A 16,487-nucleotide genomic window follows, 5' to 3' on the forward strand; every position below is an offset into this window, starting at 1 on the left:
GGGATTCAGGAAGCCTTGACCTTGCCGTCTGCGTCTTGTTCGGCGGGTGTTGCCGGGGCCGCGTTGGGCAGGTAGCGGGCAATCATGCCGCGATAGACAGCGGCGCCGAGGCAGGCGCCCAGGATCGGGGCGAAGATTGGCACCAGGAAATACGGGATGTCACGGCCACCGGTGAAGGAGATTTCACCCCAGCCGGCGAAGAACGTCATGAGTTTAGGACCAAAATCCCGCGCCGGGTTCATCGCGAAGCCGGTCAGCGGGCCCATGGCGCTGCCGATCACGGCGATCAGCAGGCCAATCAGAAGCGGCGCCAGTGGGCCGCGTGGCAAGCCGTTGTTGTCATCGGTCAGTGACATGATCACGCCCATCAGGATCGCGGTGATCACCACTTCCACCAGGAACGCCTGGGCCGTGCTCAGGGACGGGTTGGGAAAGGTTGAGAACACCGACGCCAGTTCCAGGCTGGCCTGGGAGCCACGAATCATCTGATGGGCTTGTTCGAAATCGAAGAACAGGTTGCTGTACAGGGTGTAGACCAGCAGGGCGGCACAGAAGGCACCGGCAACCTGGGCCAGAATGTAGAACGGCAGTTTGCGCTTGTCGAAATCGGCAAACAGCCACAGGGCGATGCTCACGGCGGGGTTCAGGTGCGCGCCGGAAACGCCTGCGGTCAGGTAGATCGCCATGCTGACGCCGATGCCCCAGATGACGCTGATTTCCCACAGGCCGAAGCTGGCACCCGCGACCTTGAGCGCGGCGACGCAGCCAGTGCCGAAGAAGATCAGCAGGGCGGTACCCAGGAACTCGGCCATGCACTGGCCCGATAATGATGGTTGTTGCAGAGCAGTTGTCATTGTGAACCTCGGTTTTTGTTGTTGTCTGGCGCTGCTGCAAAAGGCAGGGAGCGCGACTTCCAACGGCGACGGAATCCCCATTCCGGCGTCGTCTTGCTACTGGGTGCAACCTGGATCTACTGCATGATATTCAGAAACGAAAAAATATAGACAAGAAACACCGCTGTCAAAGGTCGAAAGTGAACGAGTAGTCATTTTATAGATATCAGTCAAATGAATGATTACCGGGGGCTGTACCAAGAGTGACAGGACTGGTTGCTTCATCAGATCCAGAGGCTGGTTTTCAAGGCTCGGGATAGAGCCTTTTGCCGATCAATGGCCTAAAATCCGCAGGCTTCGTTTTGCCTTTCATCATTGCCATGGAGCTGTCATGACCCCTGCACTGGACCTGCTGAAAAAAGTTCGCGCCGAACATTGCATTCACAGTTACGAACATGACCCCAAGGCAGCGTCCTATGGGCTTGAGGCGGCCGAGAAGCTCAGTCTCGACCCGGCCCGGGTCTTCAAGACCTTGTTGGCCAGTAGCGAGAAAGGTGAGTTGTTGGTGGCGGTAGTCCCGGTGGCAGGCAGCCTCGACCTCAAGGCCCTGGCCCATGCCGCAGGGGTGAAGAAAGCCGAGATGGCTGATCCGGCCGCGGCCCAGCGAGCGACCGGTTATCTGTTGGGGGGCATCAGTCCGCTGGGGCAGAAGAAGCGTTTGCGGACCTTTATCGACAAAAGCGCACAGCCCCTTACCAGCATCTTCGTCAGTGCCGGGCGTCGGGGCCTGGAGGTGGAGTTGTCGGCGGCGGTGCTGGCCGAGCATACCCAGGCCAGCTTCGCCGACATTGGTCGCCCGTGAAGGTGCAAGGCTGGGCGAAAACCGGCTGGGGCGCTGGGCGTCACGGCCGGTTCAGGGGTTCAGTGGGCGTTGCTGTAGCGCCGTACACCAGAGTCGTTTTGCGCAATCTGCGCAGCAGTGTTGCCTGAGGCCTGGAACAGCACCAGGTGCTCTGCCGCCACGCGGATGCCCACGTCGGCGCCCACCTGATGGTCGGCGTGGCTGGGGAAGATCGATTCCAGCTGGCTGCCAGTGGGCAGTTGCAGGCGATACAGGGTCGAGGCACCCAGGAAGGTCTTGCCGACGACTCGGGCCTTAAGGGCGCTGTCCGGTGCGTGGACGATATCATCCGGCCGCAATAGCACGTCCACCGCGCCGCCGGTCGGCCAGGTGTAGGCGCGGTTGCCTTGCAGCATGCCCAGTTCGGTCTGCACCGATTCCGGGCTGCTCAGCTGGCCGCGAATGAAGTAGCCCTGGCCAATGAAGCTGGCGACAAAAGGTGTCTGCGGCTCGTGGTAGAGGTTGTAGGGCGTGTCCCACTGTTCCAGCCGACCCTCCCTGAAAACCCCCACCTGATCGCTCACGGCAAAGGCTTCTTCCTGGTCATGGGTGACCAGGATGGCGCTGGTGCCACGGGCCTTGAGGATATCGCGCACCTCATGGCTGAGCTTGCGTCGCAACTCGCCATCGAGGTTGGAAAACGGCTCGTCCAGTAGCAGCAATTGCGGCTCGGGAGCCAGGGCGCGGGCCAGGGCCACGCGCTGTTGCTGGCCGCCGGACAATTCGTGGGGAAAACGCTGGCCGAGCTGCTTGAGGTTGACCAGTTCCAGTAGCTCGGCGACCACCCGGTCCCTCTGTGGATGCTTGCGGATGCCAAAGGCAATGTTGTCCGCCACGGACAGGTGAGGGAACAGGGCGTAATCCTGGAACACCATGCCGATCCGGCGTTTTTCCGGAGCCAGGGTGAAGCCGGCACTGGAAATGGTTTCGCCGGCCAGCTGGATTTCACCCTCGTGCACCGGCTCGAAGCCGGCGATGGCCCGCAGGGTGGTGGTCTTGCCACAGCCGGAGGAGCCCAGCAGGCAGCCGATGTCACCGGCGTTGAGGTGCAGGTTGAGGTTCTGCACCACCCGCTGGTCGAGGTAGCCGCAAGCCAGGTTGCGCAGGTTCAGTAGCAATGGTTGGCTCATGCGTGGTGGTACGCCGGCTCGACGAGGAACTCGAGCAGGGCCTTTTGTGCGTGGAGGCGGTTCTCCGCCTGGTCCCAGGCCACTGAACGTGGGTCGTCCAGCAGGTCGAGGCTGATTTCTTCGCCGCGGTGGGCGGGCAAGCAATGCATGAACAGCACGTCCGGCGCTGCCAGGTCGAGCAGGGCGCGGTTGACCTGGAACGGAGCGAACAGCTCCAGGCGCTTGGCGGTTTCCTCTTCCTGGCCCATGGAGGTCCAGACGTCGGTGCTGACCAGATGAGCACCGCTCACCGCTTCCCGCGGATCACGGACGATGGTCACGCGGTCCCCGGCTTGAGCGACGAATCGAGGGTTGGGCTCGTAGCCTTGCGGGCAGGCGATACGCAGCTGGAAGTCGAACTGGATGGCGGCTTCTATATAGCTGTTGCACATGTTGTTGCCGTCGCCGATCCAGGCCACGGTCTTGCCCTGGATCGAGCCGCGGTGTTCGAGGAAGGTCTGCATGTCGGCCAGCAGCTGGCAGGGATGCAGGTCATCGGACAGGCCGTTGATCACCGGTACGCGGGAGTTGGCAGAGAACTCGGTCAGGGTGCTGTGGGCAAAGGTGCGGATCATCACCGCGTCGAGCATGCGCGACATGACGATGGCGCAGTCGCCGATGGGTTCGCCGCGGCCCAGTTGGGTATCGCGTGGCGACAGGAAGATCGCCTGGCCGCCCAGTTGGATCATGCCGGCTTCGAAGGACAGGCGGGTACGAGTCGAGGATTTCTCGAAGATCATGCCCAGAACACGATTTTTCAACGGCTCGAAGAGTACGCCGCGGTTACGCAGGTCCTTCAGCTCGGTGCCTCGACGGATCACGCTGACCAGCTCATCGGGCGTGCAATCCATCAGGGAGAGAAAGTGCCTTGCGCTCATCATTAACTACCTTTTTGCCACGGACCGCAGATTCTCAACGCCTTGGTTTATCGAACAACGGGCTGGACCTGCGGCGGAAGCCGCACGGGGCGACGAAATAGGGGAAGGCGCGATCTTATAATTAAATGTCGCGTATTACCAATAGTGCTACGGCGATCAGGGGCATTCACAGAGGCCAGGACACGAGTGCGCGGGCACTGTCGAAACCCGTTTCCGGACGGCAGCCGGGCATTTGTACACTGCTCAGGCACGGCTTGGCAAACTGGTGGGGCGCTGCCCGTGGGACTGTGGTCGCTTTCTGACCCATGGGCCGGGGACCTGCCGGCGAGGGCTTGCCCGGTCGCCAGCCTGAAACATTTCCTAATGCAAAGTGCTGAGGTTATAAAGGCGGATCAGCAGCCTGGAAGCGTTTGCGATGGAGTCCAAGGAGCAACAATTGATGACGCTGCTGGGGCTCACGGCCCGGGCTCTCACCGACATGACCGCTTCGGTGACCGCATTTTCGTTCGAGTTGCTGCGCAGTGATGACCAGGTGACCCGGGACGCCGCGCGCAAGATGATCGACCGGATGATGACCCTCAGTGCCGGTCTCGACGAACATTGGCGGCTGCTTGCGCAACTGTCCGGAAGCTACCCCGGGCAGGGACCTGTGGAATCGAGGGGGCAGGTGGGGGCAGAGAGCTTGCCCAGGCTCCCGCCCAATTGACAGCGGCGATCATGTCCCGGGTTGATGGCCGTGGATTCATATGACGAACGTCACTGGTGTGTACTGGAGGCTGGCGCCATAGTTTTCGTCTCCGGTGCCTGACCAGGTGCTGTCAAACAATAGAGACTGGCCATGACCAAGACTCTGCATCACCGTGCCTGCCACCTGTGCGAAGCCATTTGCGGCCTGACTTTGGAGATCACCGAGCAAGAGCCGGGCGCCCCGCGTATCACCTCGATCAAGGGCGACCACCAGGATACGTTCAGCCGTGGTCACATCTGTCCCAAGGCCGTGGCCCTGCAGGACATCCAGGAAGACCCGGATCGCCTGCGCCACCCGGTGCGACGCGTGGGCAACGAATGGCAGCCGATCGAGTGGGATGAAGCTTTCGCCCTGGTGGCGGAGCGCCTGGCGGACATCCAGCAACGCCATGGCAAGGATGCTGTCGCCACTTACCAGGGCAATCCCAGCGTCCACAACTACGGGCTGATGACCCACAGCAACTACTTCCTGGGCCAGCTCAAGACCCGCAACCGTTTCTCGGCCACCTCGGTTGACCAGTTACCCCAGCACCTGACCAGTTACCTGATGTATGGCCATGGTCTGCTGTTGCCGATTCCCGATATCGATCACACCGATTTCATGTTGATTTTCGGTGGCAATCCTGTGGCCTCCAACGGCAGCATCATGACGGTGCCGGACGTGGAGAAACGCCTGAAGGCCATCCAGGCCCGTGGCGGCAAGGTCGTGGTGGTCGACCCGCGGCGCACCGAGACGGCAGCGATGGCCGACCAGCATCTGTTCATTCGCCCAGGGGGGGACGTGGCCTTGCTGTTCGGTCTGCTGAACAGCATTTTCCAGGATGGGCCGACCCGGGACAGCCATTTGCAGGTGGATGGGCTGGCCGACGTGCGTCAGGCGATTTCCCGTTTCACCGCAGAAGCCATGAGCCCGCTGTGCGCGATCCCGGCGTCGCAGATTCGCCAGCTGGCCAGGGAGTTCGCCAGTGCCGACAGAGCGGTGTGTTATGGGCGTATGGGGGTCTCGACCCAGGCGTTCGGCACGCTGTGTCACTGGCTGCTGCAATTGCTCAACCTGATCACCGGCAATCTCGATCGGGTGGGGGGCGCGCTGTGTACCGACCCCGCGCTGGACCTGGTGGCAGCGACCTCGGGCGGCCATTTCAACGCCTGGCAGAGTCGGGTCTCCGGCCTTCCCGAGTATGGCGGTGAGCTGCCGGTATCCGCCCTGGCCGAAGAGATGCTCACCGAGGGTGAAGGGCAAGTCCGGGCCCTGGTCACGGTGGCGGGCAATCCGGCGCTGTCCACGCCCAATGGCCGACGCCTGGAGCAGGCCCTGGACGGTCTGGAGTTCATGGTCAGCATCGATCTGTACATCAATGAAACCACCCGTTATGCGGACCTTATCCTGCCGTCCACTTCGGCCCTGGAGAACGACCACTACGACACTACGTTCAATCTCTTTGCCGTGCGTAATGTCAGTCGTTTCAACCGGGCGATCCTGCCCAAGCCCGAGGGCGCACTGCACGACTGGGAGATCTTCGTCGGGCTGGCCAAGGCATTCGCCGCAAGAACCGGCAGCTCGCTCAAGCCCACCATGGCCCCGGCGCAGATGATCGATATGGGGTTGCGGGCCGGGCTCTACGGCGATGCCTCGCCGCTCAAGCTGTCCCTGGCTACGCTGGACCAGCATCCCCACGGCATGGACCTGGGGCCGTTGCAGCCGAACCTGGCGCAGCGCCTGAAGACCGAGAACCGGCGGGTCCAGGCCGCGCCAGCGGCGATCATGGCGGACTTGCAACGCTTTGCCGCGCAGCCTGCACCGCAGGCGGACGAGCTACTGCTGATCGGGCGGCGGCACGTGCGCAGCAACAACTCCTGGATGCACAATTATCATCGCCTGGTGAAGGGCAAGCCTCGCCACCAGTTGCTGATGCATCCGCAGGACCTGGCCCGGCGCGGGCTTAGCGACGGCCAGCGGGTGCGCATCAGTTCCCGGGTCGGTACGGTGGAAGTGGAGGTCCTGGCCAGTGGCGAGATGATGCCGGGCGTGGTGAGCTTGCCCCATGGCTGGGGACATGCCCGTTCTGGGGTACAGATGGGGATCGCTTCCGGACAACCGGGCTGCAGTGCCAACGACCTCACCGATGAGCGCCACCTGGATGAGTTGTCGGGAAATGCCGCGTTGAACGGGGTGCCGGTCAAGGTGGAGGCGGCTTGAGATGTCTGTCGGACAGGCCAAGCAGTGCGCAGCGGATTCCGTTACAATGCGCCACCGTGCCGACAACAGAGTCGGAAAGTTCAGCCGAGGTGTTCCATGGATATCATCGAAACTATTAAAGAGCAGATTGCCAACAACACCATCCTGCTCTACATGAAAGGCTCTCCGAATGCCCCGCAGTGTGGCTTCTCCGCGAAAGCCGCGCAGGCCGTGATGGGCTGTGGCGAGAAGTTCGCTTACGTGGACATCCTGCAGAACCCGGAAATTCGCGCCAACCTGCCCAAGTACGCCAACTGGCCTACTTTCCCGCAGCTGTGGGTCGGCGGTGAACTGGTCGGTGGCAGCGACATCATGGCTGAAATGTTTGCCAACGGTGAGCTGCAGACCCTGGTCAAGGCGGCTGCCGAAAAGGCCGCTGCAGCCAAAACCGAAGCCTGAGTCAGGCTGATATTCAGGAGCGGGCCCGCCTGCTCCTGTGCATTACGCGAACATGCCCACGTAATGCAAAAAAAGCCCCGCTTCTTTTCCAGAAGCGGGGCTTTTTATTGTCGGGAAAGTATGACGAGTTAAATTACTCGTCACCCATTTGCGATTGCAGATAGTTCTCGATACCCACTTTATCGATCAGGCCCAGTTGGGTTTCAAGCCAGTCGATATGTTCTTCTTCGGACTCAAGGATATCTTCCAGCAGTTCACGGCTGCCGAAGTCGCCGGCCGATTCGCAATGGGCGATTGCTGCCTTGAGGTCTGCATGGCCGGTACGCTCGATACGCAGGTCGCACTCGAGCATTTCCTTGGTGTGTTCGCCGATGTGCAGCTTGCCCAGGTCCTGGACGTTAGGCAGGCCTTCGAGGAAGAGGATGCGCTTGATCAGCTTGTCCGCATGCTTCATCTCATCGATGGACTCGTGATACTCGTGCTTGCCCAGCTTGTTCAGGCCCCAATCTTCATACATGCGTGCATGCAGGAAGTACTGATTGATCGCGACCAGTTCATTGGCAAGGATTTTATTGAGATGCTGGATGACTGTAATGTCGCCTTTCATGATGGGGTCCTGCCCTTTAATTAGGTGAATATGGGCAGAGTCTGAGCTGCACAAAGATTACTGTCAAACCTAAGTTATTGAATAATATATGAAAATTAATCGGAATAAGAATGTTTGTGTTCCGCGTTTTGCACCTAAGCAATTGAATTACAGACATAAAAAAACCGGACACTAGGTCCGGTTCTTGAATCTTGGCGATTAAATCAAGCGACATTAAATTCCACTGGATAGGAAATCGCTGCCTGGGCACTCTGCAATTCGGTCAGGGTCTCACGGACTACCTGCTTGGCCAGGCAGGCACATTTGCCACACTGGCTGGCAACGCCGGTCGCTTGGCGCACTTCACGGTAGCTGCAGCAACCTTCGTAGATCGCTTCGCGAATTTGTCCGTCGGTGACACCGGTGCAGAGGCAGACATACATAGGATGAGAACCGTCGCTGGTTAGGGCTCAATTGCGATGGATCTTAATGTTAACGAGAATGATTGTCAAAGTGGTTTCGACAGCCTTGTCCATCGTTTCCAGTCGGGGTGACGAACGGCTTTTGTCCTCGTTAATCACAGATCGATCGCATTTTTCGCCTGGCGGGCCGGCTCGGAGAAAAACCACTAAGGACAGCTCAAAAACGCCGTGTATGATGGTCGGTTCTTGCGAAGCGGGGTCGGGTCACGCAGCTGTCGCATCAACATGACAGACTCGGGGCCGGTCCCCTTCTTCCATCAGTACGTCCACACCAGGAGATATCCAATGAGCGTTCTCGTAGGCAAACAAGCCCCTGACTTCACCGTCCCGGCCGTTCTCGGCAATGGCGAAATCGTCGACAGCTTCACCCTGTCCTCGGCCATCAAAGGCAAATACGGCCTGGTGTTCTTCTACCCGCTGGACTTCACCTTCGTCTGCCCGTCCGAGCTGATCGCCCTGGATCACCGCATGGCTGACTTCAAGGCTCGCAACGTGGAAGTGATCGCCGTGTCGATCGACTCGCACTTCACCCACAACGCCTGGCGCAACACCCCGATCAATGCTGGTGGCATCGGTCAGGTTCAATACATCATGGCTGCCGACATGAAGCACGACATCGCCAAGGCCTACGACGTCGAGTCCGAAGGCGGCGTAGCCTTCCGTGGCGCGTTCCTGATCGACGACAAGGGTGTGGTTCGCTCCCAGATCGTCAACGACCTGCCGCTGGGTCGCAACATGGAAGAGCTGATCCGCCTGGTCGACGCCCTGCAATTCCACGAAGAGCACGGCGAAGTCTGCCCAGCCAACTGGAAAAAAGGCGACAAAGGCATGACCGCTTCGCCAGAAGGCGTTGCTGCCTACCTGACCGAGAACGCCGGCAAGCTGTAACGCCTGGCGTCTCGCATAAAAAAACCGGCCTCAGGGCCGGTTTTTTTATGGGACTGTGGAACTCGACATTCAGTCGTCGAAGTCCTGCCAGCCGCCCATTTGTTTCCAGCGGTTGACGATGCCGCAGAACAGGTCGGCGGTCTTCTCGGTGTCGTAGCGGGCCGAATGGGCTTCGCGACCGTCGAAGTCGATGTCCGCGCTCTGACAGGCCTTGGCCAGCACCGTCTGGCCGTAAGCCAGGCCCGCCAGGGTAGCGGTGTCGAAGCTTGAGAACGGATGGAACGGGTTGCGCTTCATGTCCAGTCGTGCCACGGCGGCATTCAGGAAACCCAGGTCGAAGCTGCTGTTGTGACCTACCAGGATCGCGCGCTTGCAGCCATTGGCCTTCAGCGCCTTGCGCACGCCACGGAAAATATCGGTGAGGGCGGTTTCTTCGCTCACGGCCATGCGCAATGGATGGTCGAGCTTGATCCCGGTGAACTCCAGCGCCGCTGCTTCGATGTTCGCGCCTTCAAATGGCTCGACCCGGAAGAAGTAGGTGTGCTCGGGGAACACGAAGCCCTTTTCGTCCATGCCGATGGTGGTGGCGGCGATTTCCAGCAGGGCATCGGTGGCGCAATTGAAGCCGCCGGTCTCGACGTCGACGACGACCGGCAGGTAACCGCGAAAGCGCGCCGCCATCGGGTGGCGAGGACCGCCGCTGTTACCTTCTTGTTCGTCGTCGAAATGGTCGTCACTCACGAGTGATCCTCCAGCAGGCGCCAGCGCAGTTTTTCACCGGCGCGCAGCGGAATGACAGTCAGCTCGCCGAATGGCAGGCTGGCAGGGGCGGTCCATTCTTCACGAACCAGGGTAATGCGATCGGTGTTGGCCGGCAGACCATAGAAGCGCGGGCCATTGAGGCTGGCGAAGGCTTCCAGTTTGTCCAGCGCGTTGCGCTGCTCGAAGGCCTCGGCATACAACTCGATCGCGGCAAAGGCGGTGTAGCAGCCGGCACAGCCGCAGGCGGCTTCCTTGGCATGCTGGGCGTGGGGCGCCGAGTCGGTGCCGAGGAAGAACTTCTCGCTGCCGCTGGTGGCCGCGTCCAGCAGGGCATGCTGGTGGACATTGCGCTTGAGGATCGGCAAGCAATAGAAGTGCGGGCGAATCCCGCCTACCAGCATGTGGTTGCGGTTGTACAGCAGGTGATGCGCAGTGATGGTGGCGGCGACGTTGGCCGGGGCCTCGTTGACGAACTGCACCGCATCGGCAGTGGTGATGTGTTCGAACACCACTTTCAGGGCAGGGAAGCGCTCGACCACCCGCCGCATGTGTTCATCGATGAAGATTTTCTCGCGGTCGAAGACATCGATGTCGCCGTGGGTCACTTCGCCGTGGACCAACAGGGGCAGGCCGACCTCGGCCATGGCTTCGAGCACCGGGAAGATCGTGTCGATGCTGGTCACGCCCGAGTCCGAGTTGGTGGTCGCACCTGCCGGGTACAGCTTGGCGGCATGCACGAAGCCGCTCGCCTTGGCTTCGCGGATCTCGTCCGGCTGGGTGCGGTCGGTGAGGTAGAGCACCATCAGCGGCTCGAAGCGGCTGCCGGTCGGGCGCGCAGCGAGGATACGCTGGCGATAGGCATCGGCCTGTGCGGCGTTGCGCACGGGAGGTACCAGGTTGGGCATGATGATGGCGCGACCAAAGGTACGCGCGACATCCGCGACTGTATTGGGCAACACGGCACCATCGCGAAGATGAATATGCCAGTCGTCGGGACGCAGCAGGGTCAGGCGGTCGGACATGGGAGGTTCCAGGCGGGTAAAACTAGGGGGGAATCCTACCGGAAAAGACTCTTGCAGGCACTCGCTATCAAGTTTTGCTCAGCACGACCGATACCCCGAAGGTATGGCGTATTCACGCCTGTCGATTTTTCTGTTGTACACGTCAGTGGAGCCTCCCGTGCGCCAGCGTTATCTAGCCTTGCTCAGTGTGTTTGCCAGCCTGCCCGCGATGGCTCTCACTTTCCAGACCCGTCTGGAGAGCATTGAGTGGACGGTCGAAGGCGATAAGTTCGAGTGCCGCCTGATCCAGCCGGTTACCGATTTCGGCTCCGGCGAATTCGTACGCCGTGCCGGCGAGCAGGCGATCTTCCGCCTCAAGAGTTTCAACCCGATGCAGGCGGGTGGTTCGGCGACCCTGCTCGCGGCGGCCGCGCCTTGGCAGCCGGGACGTGGCGACATCAACCTCGGCGCCGTCAGGGCCGGCACCGATGGCGTGTTGTTCAACAGCAACCAGATGCAGGCCGGTCGTCTGATCATCGGTCTGCTGGAAGGGCGCAGTCCTGTGGTCCGTCACTATTCCCGTGAGGGCGGTGTTTCCGAAGTGCGCCTGCTGCCGGTGAAATTCAGCAAGGCCTACAGCGATTACCAGGCCTGCATGACCAAGCTGCTGCCGATGAACTATGAGCAGGTCAAGCAGGCCGAGATCGGCTTCCCGGGGAGCGGTATCGAACTCGACGCCCGGGCCAAGGCCAAGTTGCAGGTGATGGTGGACTTCATCAAGGCCGACCCGACGGTCAATCACGTCGAACTCGACGGCCACTCGGACAACAGCGGCAACCGCCTGACCAACCGTGACCTGTCACGCCGCCGGGCGCTGGCGGTCATGGAGTTCTTCAAGGCCAACGGCCTGGCCGAGAGCCAGATCGTCGTGCGCTTTCATGGCGAGCGCTATCCCCTGGCGCCCAACACCAACCCTGCCAACCGGGCGAAGAACCGTCGGGTCAATGTGCATCTGGAGCGGGTAGCACCTACTGAAAAACCGGCCACCACGCCCCAGGCGGCGTCCGGAGCTGGGGCCGCGGCCACCTCATGACCCGGTTTTCATCGTCGCCCGCCTGACATAATTTGTCGCCTGGGCGTCATAAGCTGTCGCGCCTCTGTAAATTATCCGCATTGATCGGTAGACTCGACGGCTTTCCGTACAACCCGTGGAGTGATGGCATGGCGGACGTTAACAAGGTCGTTCTCGCGTATTCGGGCGGCCTGGACACTTCGGTGATCCTCAAGTGGCTGCAGGATACCTACAACTGTGAAGTAGTGACTTTCACTGCTGACCTGGGCCAGGGCGAAGAGGTCGAACCGGCCCGCGCCAAGGCTCAAGCCATGGGTGTCAAAGAGATCTACATCGACGATCTGCGCGAAGAATTCGTGCGTGATTTCGTCTTCCCGATGTTCCGTGCCAACACCGTCTATGAAGGCGAGTACCTGCTGGGTACCTCCATCGCCCGTCCACTGATCGCCAAGCGCCTGATCGAGATCGCCAACGAGACCGGCGCCGACGCCATCTCCCATGGCGCCACCGGCAAGGGCAACGACCAGGTGCGTTTCGAACTGGGCGCCTATGCCCTCAAGCCGGGCGTGAAGGTGATCGCTCCCTGGCGCGAGTGGGACCTGCTGTCCCGCGAGAAGCTGATGGACTATGCCGAAAAGCACGCCATCCCGATCGAGCGCCATGGCAAGAAGAAGTCTCCTTACTCCATGGACGCCAACCTGCTGCACATCTCCTATGAAGGCGGCGTGCTGGAAGACACCTGGACCGAGCACGAAGAAGACATGTGGCGCTGGACCGTCTCCCCGGAGAACGCTCCCAACACGCCAACCTACCTCGAGCTGACCTATCGCAACGGCGACATCGTGGCCATCGATGGTGTGGACATGAGCCCGGCCACCGTGCTGGCGACCCTGAACCGCATTGGCGGCGAGAACGGTATCGGCCGCCTGGATATCGTCGAGAACCGCTATGTGGGCATGAAGTCTCGTGGCTGCTACGAGACCCCTGGTGGCACCATCATGCTGCGCGCGCACCGCGCCATCGAGTCCATCACCCTGGATCGTGAAGTGGCCCACCTCAAGGACGAGCTGATGCCCAAGTACGCCAGCCTGATCTACACCGGTTACTGGTGGAGCCCGGAACGTCTGATGCTGCAACAGATGATCGATGCTTCCCAGGCCAGCGTAAATGGCGTGGTACGCCTGAAGCTGTACAAGGGCAATGTCATCGTTACCGGCCGCAAGTCCGACGACTCGCTGTTCGACGCCAACATCGCCACCTTCGAAGAAGATGGTGGCGCCTACAACCAGGCGGATGCAGCAGGCTTCATCAAGCTCAACGCACTGCGCATGCGCATTGCTGCCAACAAGGGTCGGACCCTGCTCTGATCGCTTGAGCGGCCGTGTCAGGTCGCGACAGGCACACCGCTACCCACTGCGGTGACCCGAGACAAACGCCGCTGGCTCATTGAGTCCCGCGGCGTTTTTTTATGGGGCTCAAAAGACGTCCTGCCTGCAGGCAATCCGAGAGGTCATCGGGGTTGTCGGGGAAGCATTTCTCCGTGGTGGGGCCGGTGCGAGCAGGACTAAGGTTTATCAAGGCTCCTGCCCCTGGCTGCCAGGAGGCTATCGGTAATCGGCCAGGGGGTGGCAAGACCTTCACGCAACATTGCACCCATCAAGTTCCGATTGGGAGGGACTCCAATGAAAACACTCAAATCCTGCCTGCTACCCCTGGTATCGACGTTGGGCCTGGCTGCGCTTTCCAGCCACTCGCTGGCGGCGGTCTATGTCTGCAGCGATGCCGATTGCAGCGGTTGGGCACCGATTACCGAAGAACAGTTCGAGACCAAATCCACCGATGGAGAAGACACCACCATTCGCCAGACCCTCAGCCAATCGGCGAGCGAATCCATCACCAATGGCTACAACAGCGTCGCCAATACCGACCTCTACCTGAAAAGTAACTTGTGGCACATAGGCGGTATCGAGCCGTTCAAGGGCAAGCAGCATGTGACGGCCTACATCTATAAATCCACGGACCCCAATACCCGCCTCAAGACCTGCCATGCCTTCTCATTCAAGAACCCCAAGGGGCGCTACCACGCCACTTGCGATTGAATGCGAAGACTGGCGATCCTTTGTCGGGCACGTCCCGGTGCTCTGGAGCTCCCTCGGGAGCTCCGGATTTTTCCGTCCGGGCCGTGGGTTGCATGGCACCAGTCGACGTTTGATCTGGCAGGTCGCAGGGCAGGGCCTATGATGTTCAGGATCGGATGAGCACCAGCCCAGGAGATCAGCATGCGGCTCAATGACTTGGAAAATGACTTCAGGCGTGACCTGCAAGGCACAGCCTCGGACCTGCGCTGGTCGGCGGTGGAACTCAGGCGCATTGCCCAGTTGCTACGCCAATCCGGCAATGGCGCGGACGCCGACGCGTTGCAGAGGATGTGCGAGTTGTTCCAGGGGCATGAAGAGGGTCTGACGGCATATGCCGATGAAATAAAGGCGCACTTGATCAATCGACGGCAAGTCCAGTAGCCCACTCTTTGGGTGAAAATTTATAGTGGGTGGGTTGAATAGCTATTGCGGTTGTTCTTATGTTCTAAAGATTTGGAAACAATACTCTATCTTTTGTTATTAAATTTCTGTTAGTACGGAAAGTAGCTTGCGTGTCGATTAGTCCTATGTGCTTTTCAAGTTTATCGCCCATTGTAAAAGTTATTTTGTAAGGCGATTCGGTATTGTTTGTAAGGAACGTCCTCCGACAGTCGTAGCCACCCGAGACGCCGTGCCAGAGTCATTTCTCTCGGGTATGGTGCTGGCTCTAAAAAATCTCAGGACCTGGACGGACCTATGAAAAGAGTCTTGATCGTGGACGATCATCCTGTAACTCGTCTGGCTGTACGTATGTTGATGGAGCGACATGGTTTTGAAGTTATAGCGGAAACGGACAATGGTACGGATGCATTGAAGTTGGCGATGGAGTATGTACCCGACATCCTGATACTGGATATTGGACTTCCGAAACTTGATGGCCTTGAAGTCATTACTCGGCTGATGTCCCGGGCCATGCCGATAAAGATCCTGGTATTGACCTTGCAAACTCCCGGGCCTTTTTCGATGCGTTGCATGCAGGCTGGAGCTGCCGGTTATGTGTGCAAGCAACAGGACATCACCGAGCTGATCAGTGCGGTACGGGCGGTGCTGGCCGGCTACAGCTATTTCCCCAATGAAGCCCTTCACACCTTCCGTTCCAGCCAGGGGGTCAGCAGCGAGGAAGAAATGATCGAATTGCTTTCAGGGCGTGAACTGGTGGTATTGAAGCAACTTACCAGCGGCATGAGTAACAAGGAGATCGCTGAAGGCTTGTGCTTGAGCAACAAGACGGTCAGTACCTACAAGCGTCGCCTGCTGACCAAGCTCAATGCCCGATCATTGGTCGACTTGATTGAGTTCGCCCAGCGACATCGGCTGATATGAACTTTGCGGTTTTTAGCGGTAGCAAGGAACCGGGTGGTCCTCGAGGTGTGGCAAGTGCTGGGTCGGCCTGTAGGGCCGACCGCTAGGAAGCAGGGAAAACCAGGGTACAAAAAAACCTCCAGCTGGAGGTTTTCTTGTTGCTAAAGATCAAAGTCGTAATCGGCCAACTGCCTTTTCAGACGCCGCTCTTCCAGGAGGTTGTCGATGGTACGGCGCTTGCTCAGATTGGTTTTCGCCACCTCGACGGCAGGTTCGGCATCCTCTGTTTCTGCCGCAGTGAAATCGTCTTCTACGTCCAGTTGTTCTTTGCCAGCACTCATAAGGTCAACTCCAGGCTAGGACTGCCGTTGGCGCTCCTTATATCGATAATCTCCTGGCGGGTAAAAAAGATTTTTTCAATCGATGCATGAAGAAATTCAATGTTCGATCAATCATCGGAAGTCTTCTGCTTGTATTCGCAAAGGTCCTCGATTCGGCAACTACCGCAACGTGGCTTGCGGGCCAGGCAGACATACCTGCCATGCAGGATGAGCCAGTGATGGGAATCCAGCAGGTATTCCCGGGGCACGAACTTCATCAATTTGTTCTCCACTTCCACCACATTCTTGCCAGGTGCCAGGCCGGTGCGGTTGCTGACCCGGAAAATGTGCGTGTCCACGGCCATGGTCAGCTGGCGGAAGGCGGTATTGAGCACCACGTTGGCGGTCTTGCGGCCGACACCGGGTAGAGCTTCGAGCTCCTCACGGGTTTGCGGCACCTCGCTGCCGTGGCGCTCCACCAGCAAGCGGCAGGTCTCGATGACGTTCTTCGCCTTGCTGTTGTAAAGGCCGATGGTCTTGATGTACTCCGACAAGCCATCGATGCCCAGGGCGTGGATGGCCGCGGGCGTGTTGGCCACGGGAAAGAGCTTGGCGGTCGCCTTGTTGACGCCGACGTCGGTCGACTGGGCCGAGAGAATCACCGCAATCAGCAGTTCGAACGGCGAGGAGTAGGCCAGTTCGGTTTTCGGTTCGGGATTGTCTTCGTGGAGCCGGCGAAATATTTCCAGGCGTTTGGCTGCATTCATGGG

The 16,487-nt window shown here is 59.7% G+C and carries 19 protein-coding genes; 10 read left to right on the top strand and 9 right to left on the bottom strand.

All coding sequences use genetic code 11. The features are described 5' to 3' along the window. Window positions 1-5: 5 nt before the first annotated feature. On the bottom strand, window positions 6-854 hold the full coding sequence (locus LGQ10_RS25865; protein ID WP_226523615.1) for an MIP/aquaporin family protein: 849 nt from the start codon (window positions 852-854) through the stop codon (window positions 6-8). A gap of 370 nt (window positions 855-1,224) precedes the next feature. On the opposite strand from LGQ10_RS25865, the gene ybaK reads away from it, so the two are divergent. Continuing rightward, window positions 1,225-1,695: a Cys-tRNA(Pro) deacylase gene (gene ybaK / locus LGQ10_RS25870; RefSeq protein ID WP_058435653.1), complete on the top strand. Its 471-nt coding sequence runs from the start codon at window positions 1,225-1,227 to the stop codon at window positions 1,693-1,695. 59 nt (window positions 1,696-1,754) lie between these two features. Here the strand turns inward: ybaK and LGQ10_RS25875 are convergent, their stop codons facing one another. Together LGQ10_RS25875 and argF are read right to left on the bottom strand one after the other, a co-directional pair. Beyond that, window positions 1,755-2,864 carry an ABC transporter ATP-binding protein gene (locus tag LGQ10_RS25875; protein ID WP_226523616.1) on the bottom strand — a complete coding sequence of 370 codons (1,110 nt, stop codon included), beginning with the start codon at window positions 2,862-2,864 and terminating at the stop codon, window positions 1,755-1,757. Beyond that, a complete protein-coding gene (gene argF, locus LGQ10_RS25880; RefSeq protein ID WP_058435651.1) occupies window positions 2,861-3,781 on the bottom strand; it encodes an ornithine carbamoyltransferase in 921 nt (306 codons plus the stop codon). The genes LGQ10_RS25875 and argF overlap by 4 nt, the downstream gene beginning before the upstream one ends. A 415-nt stretch (window positions 3,782-4,196) precedes the next feature. Between argF and LGQ10_RS25885 the strand changes: the two genes are divergently transcribed. The 3 genes from LGQ10_RS25885 (at window position 4,197) to grxD (ending at window position 7,166) form a co-directional block, all read left to right on the top strand. Next, the gene (locus tag LGQ10_RS25885; RefSeq protein ID WP_058435650.1) at window positions 4,197-4,487 is read left to right on the top strand and encodes a hypothetical protein; all 291 of its coding nucleotides are present in this window, start codon (window positions 4,197-4,199) and stop codon (window positions 4,485-4,487) included. A gap of 132 nt (window positions 4,488-4,619) precedes the next feature. Further along, window positions 4,620-6,728, top strand: coding sequence for a molybdopterin oxidoreductase family protein (locus LGQ10_RS25890; protein WP_226523617.1), 2,109 nt, complete (start codon window positions 4,620-4,622; stop codon window positions 6,726-6,728). 96 nt (window positions 6,729-6,824) lie between these two features. Next, window positions 6,825-7,166 carry a Grx4 family monothiol glutaredoxin gene (gene grxD, locus LGQ10_RS25895; RefSeq protein WP_058436728.1) on the top strand — a complete coding sequence of 114 codons (342 nt, stop codon included), beginning with the start codon at window positions 6,825-6,827 and terminating at the stop codon, window positions 7,164-7,166. A gap of 133 nt (window positions 7,167-7,299) precedes the next feature. Here the strand turns inward: grxD and bfr are convergent, their stop codons facing one another. Together bfr and LGQ10_RS25905 are read right to left on the bottom strand one after the other, a co-directional pair. Beyond that, a complete protein-coding gene (gene bfr, locus LGQ10_RS25900; RefSeq protein WP_022640618.1) occupies window positions 7,300-7,773 on the bottom strand; it encodes a bacterioferritin in 474 nt (157 codons plus the stop codon). A 203-nt stretch (window positions 7,774-7,976) separates the two neighbouring features. Next, the gene (locus LGQ10_RS25905) at window positions 7,977-8,195 is read right to left on the bottom strand and encodes a bacterioferritin-associated ferredoxin (protein WP_058436727.1); all 219 of its coding nucleotides are present in this window, start codon (window positions 8,193-8,195) and stop codon (window positions 7,977-7,979) included. Between the two features lie 324 nt (window positions 8,196-8,519). Between LGQ10_RS25905 and LGQ10_RS25910 the strand changes: the two genes are divergently transcribed. Next, window positions 8,520-9,122, top strand: a complete 603-nt coding sequence (locus tag LGQ10_RS25910; RefSeq protein WP_019693358.1) for a peroxiredoxin — start codon at window positions 8,520-8,522, stop codon at window positions 9,120-9,122. Window positions 9,123-9,191: 69 nt separating this feature from the next. On the opposite strand, the gene rnt is transcribed toward LGQ10_RS25910, so the two are convergent. After that, window positions 9,192-9,863 (bottom strand): ribonuclease T, encoded by a 672-nt coding sequence (gene rnt / locus LGQ10_RS25915; protein WP_058436726.1) that lies wholly within the window; start codon window positions 9,861-9,863, stop codon window positions 9,192-9,194. Beyond that, entirely contained in the window at window positions 9,860-10,906 is a 1,047-nt protein-coding gene (gene pyrC, locus LGQ10_RS25920) for a dihydroorotase (protein ID WP_058436725.1), read from the bottom strand. The genes rnt and pyrC overlap by 4 nt, the downstream gene beginning before the upstream one ends. Before the next feature lie 157 nt (window positions 10,907-11,063). On the opposite strand from pyrC, the gene LGQ10_RS25925 reads away from it, so the two are divergent. The 5 genes from LGQ10_RS25925 (at window position 11,064) to LGQ10_RS25945 (ending at window position 15,418) form a co-directional block, all read left to right on the top strand. Beyond that, window positions 11,064-11,978, top strand: coding sequence for a flagellar protein MotY (locus LGQ10_RS25925; protein WP_058437352.1), 915 nt, complete (start codon window positions 11,064-11,066; stop codon window positions 11,976-11,978). Window positions 11,979-12,106: 128 nt separating this feature from the next. Beyond that, window positions 12,107-13,324 carry an argininosuccinate synthase gene (locus LGQ10_RS25930; protein WP_058437351.1) on the top strand — a complete coding sequence of 406 codons (1,218 nt, stop codon included), beginning with the start codon at window positions 12,107-12,109 and terminating at the stop codon, window positions 13,322-13,324. A gap of 315 nt (window positions 13,325-13,639) precedes the next feature. Next, entirely contained in the window at window positions 13,640-14,056 is a 417-nt protein-coding gene (locus LGQ10_RS25935; protein WP_226523618.1) for a hypothetical protein, read from the top strand. A gap of 180 nt (window positions 14,057-14,236) precedes the next feature. Next, on the top strand, window positions 14,237-14,476 hold the full coding sequence (locus LGQ10_RS25940) for a hypothetical protein (RefSeq protein WP_058437349.1): 240 nt from the start codon (window positions 14,237-14,239) through the stop codon (window positions 14,474-14,476). A gap of 315 nt (window positions 14,477-14,791) precedes the next feature. Then, entirely contained in the window at window positions 14,792-15,418 is a 627-nt protein-coding gene (locus tag LGQ10_RS25945; RefSeq protein ID WP_058433207.1) for a response regulator transcription factor, read from the top strand. Window positions 15,419-15,558: 140 nt separating this feature from the next. Here LGQ10_RS25945 and LGQ10_RS25950 read toward each other — a convergent pair whose 3' ends face one another. Further along, the gene (locus LGQ10_RS25950) at window positions 15,559-15,738 is read right to left on the bottom strand and encodes a PA3496 family putative envelope integrity protein (RefSeq protein ID WP_226523619.1); all 180 of its coding nucleotides are present in this window, start codon (window positions 15,736-15,738) and stop codon (window positions 15,559-15,561) included. A gap of 107 nt (window positions 15,739-15,845) precedes the next feature. Beyond that, window positions 15,846-16,484, bottom strand: a complete 639-nt coding sequence (gene nth, locus LGQ10_RS25955; protein WP_226523620.1) for an endonuclease III — start codon at window positions 16,482-16,484, stop codon at window positions 15,846-15,848. Window positions 16,485-16,487 lie beyond the last annotated feature (3 nt).

Source organism: Pseudomonas sp. L5B5, assembly GCF_020520285.1.
In the GTDB taxonomy this organism is placed as follows: Bacteria; Pseudomonadota; Gammaproteobacteria; order Pseudomonadales; family Pseudomonadaceae; genus Aquipseudomonas.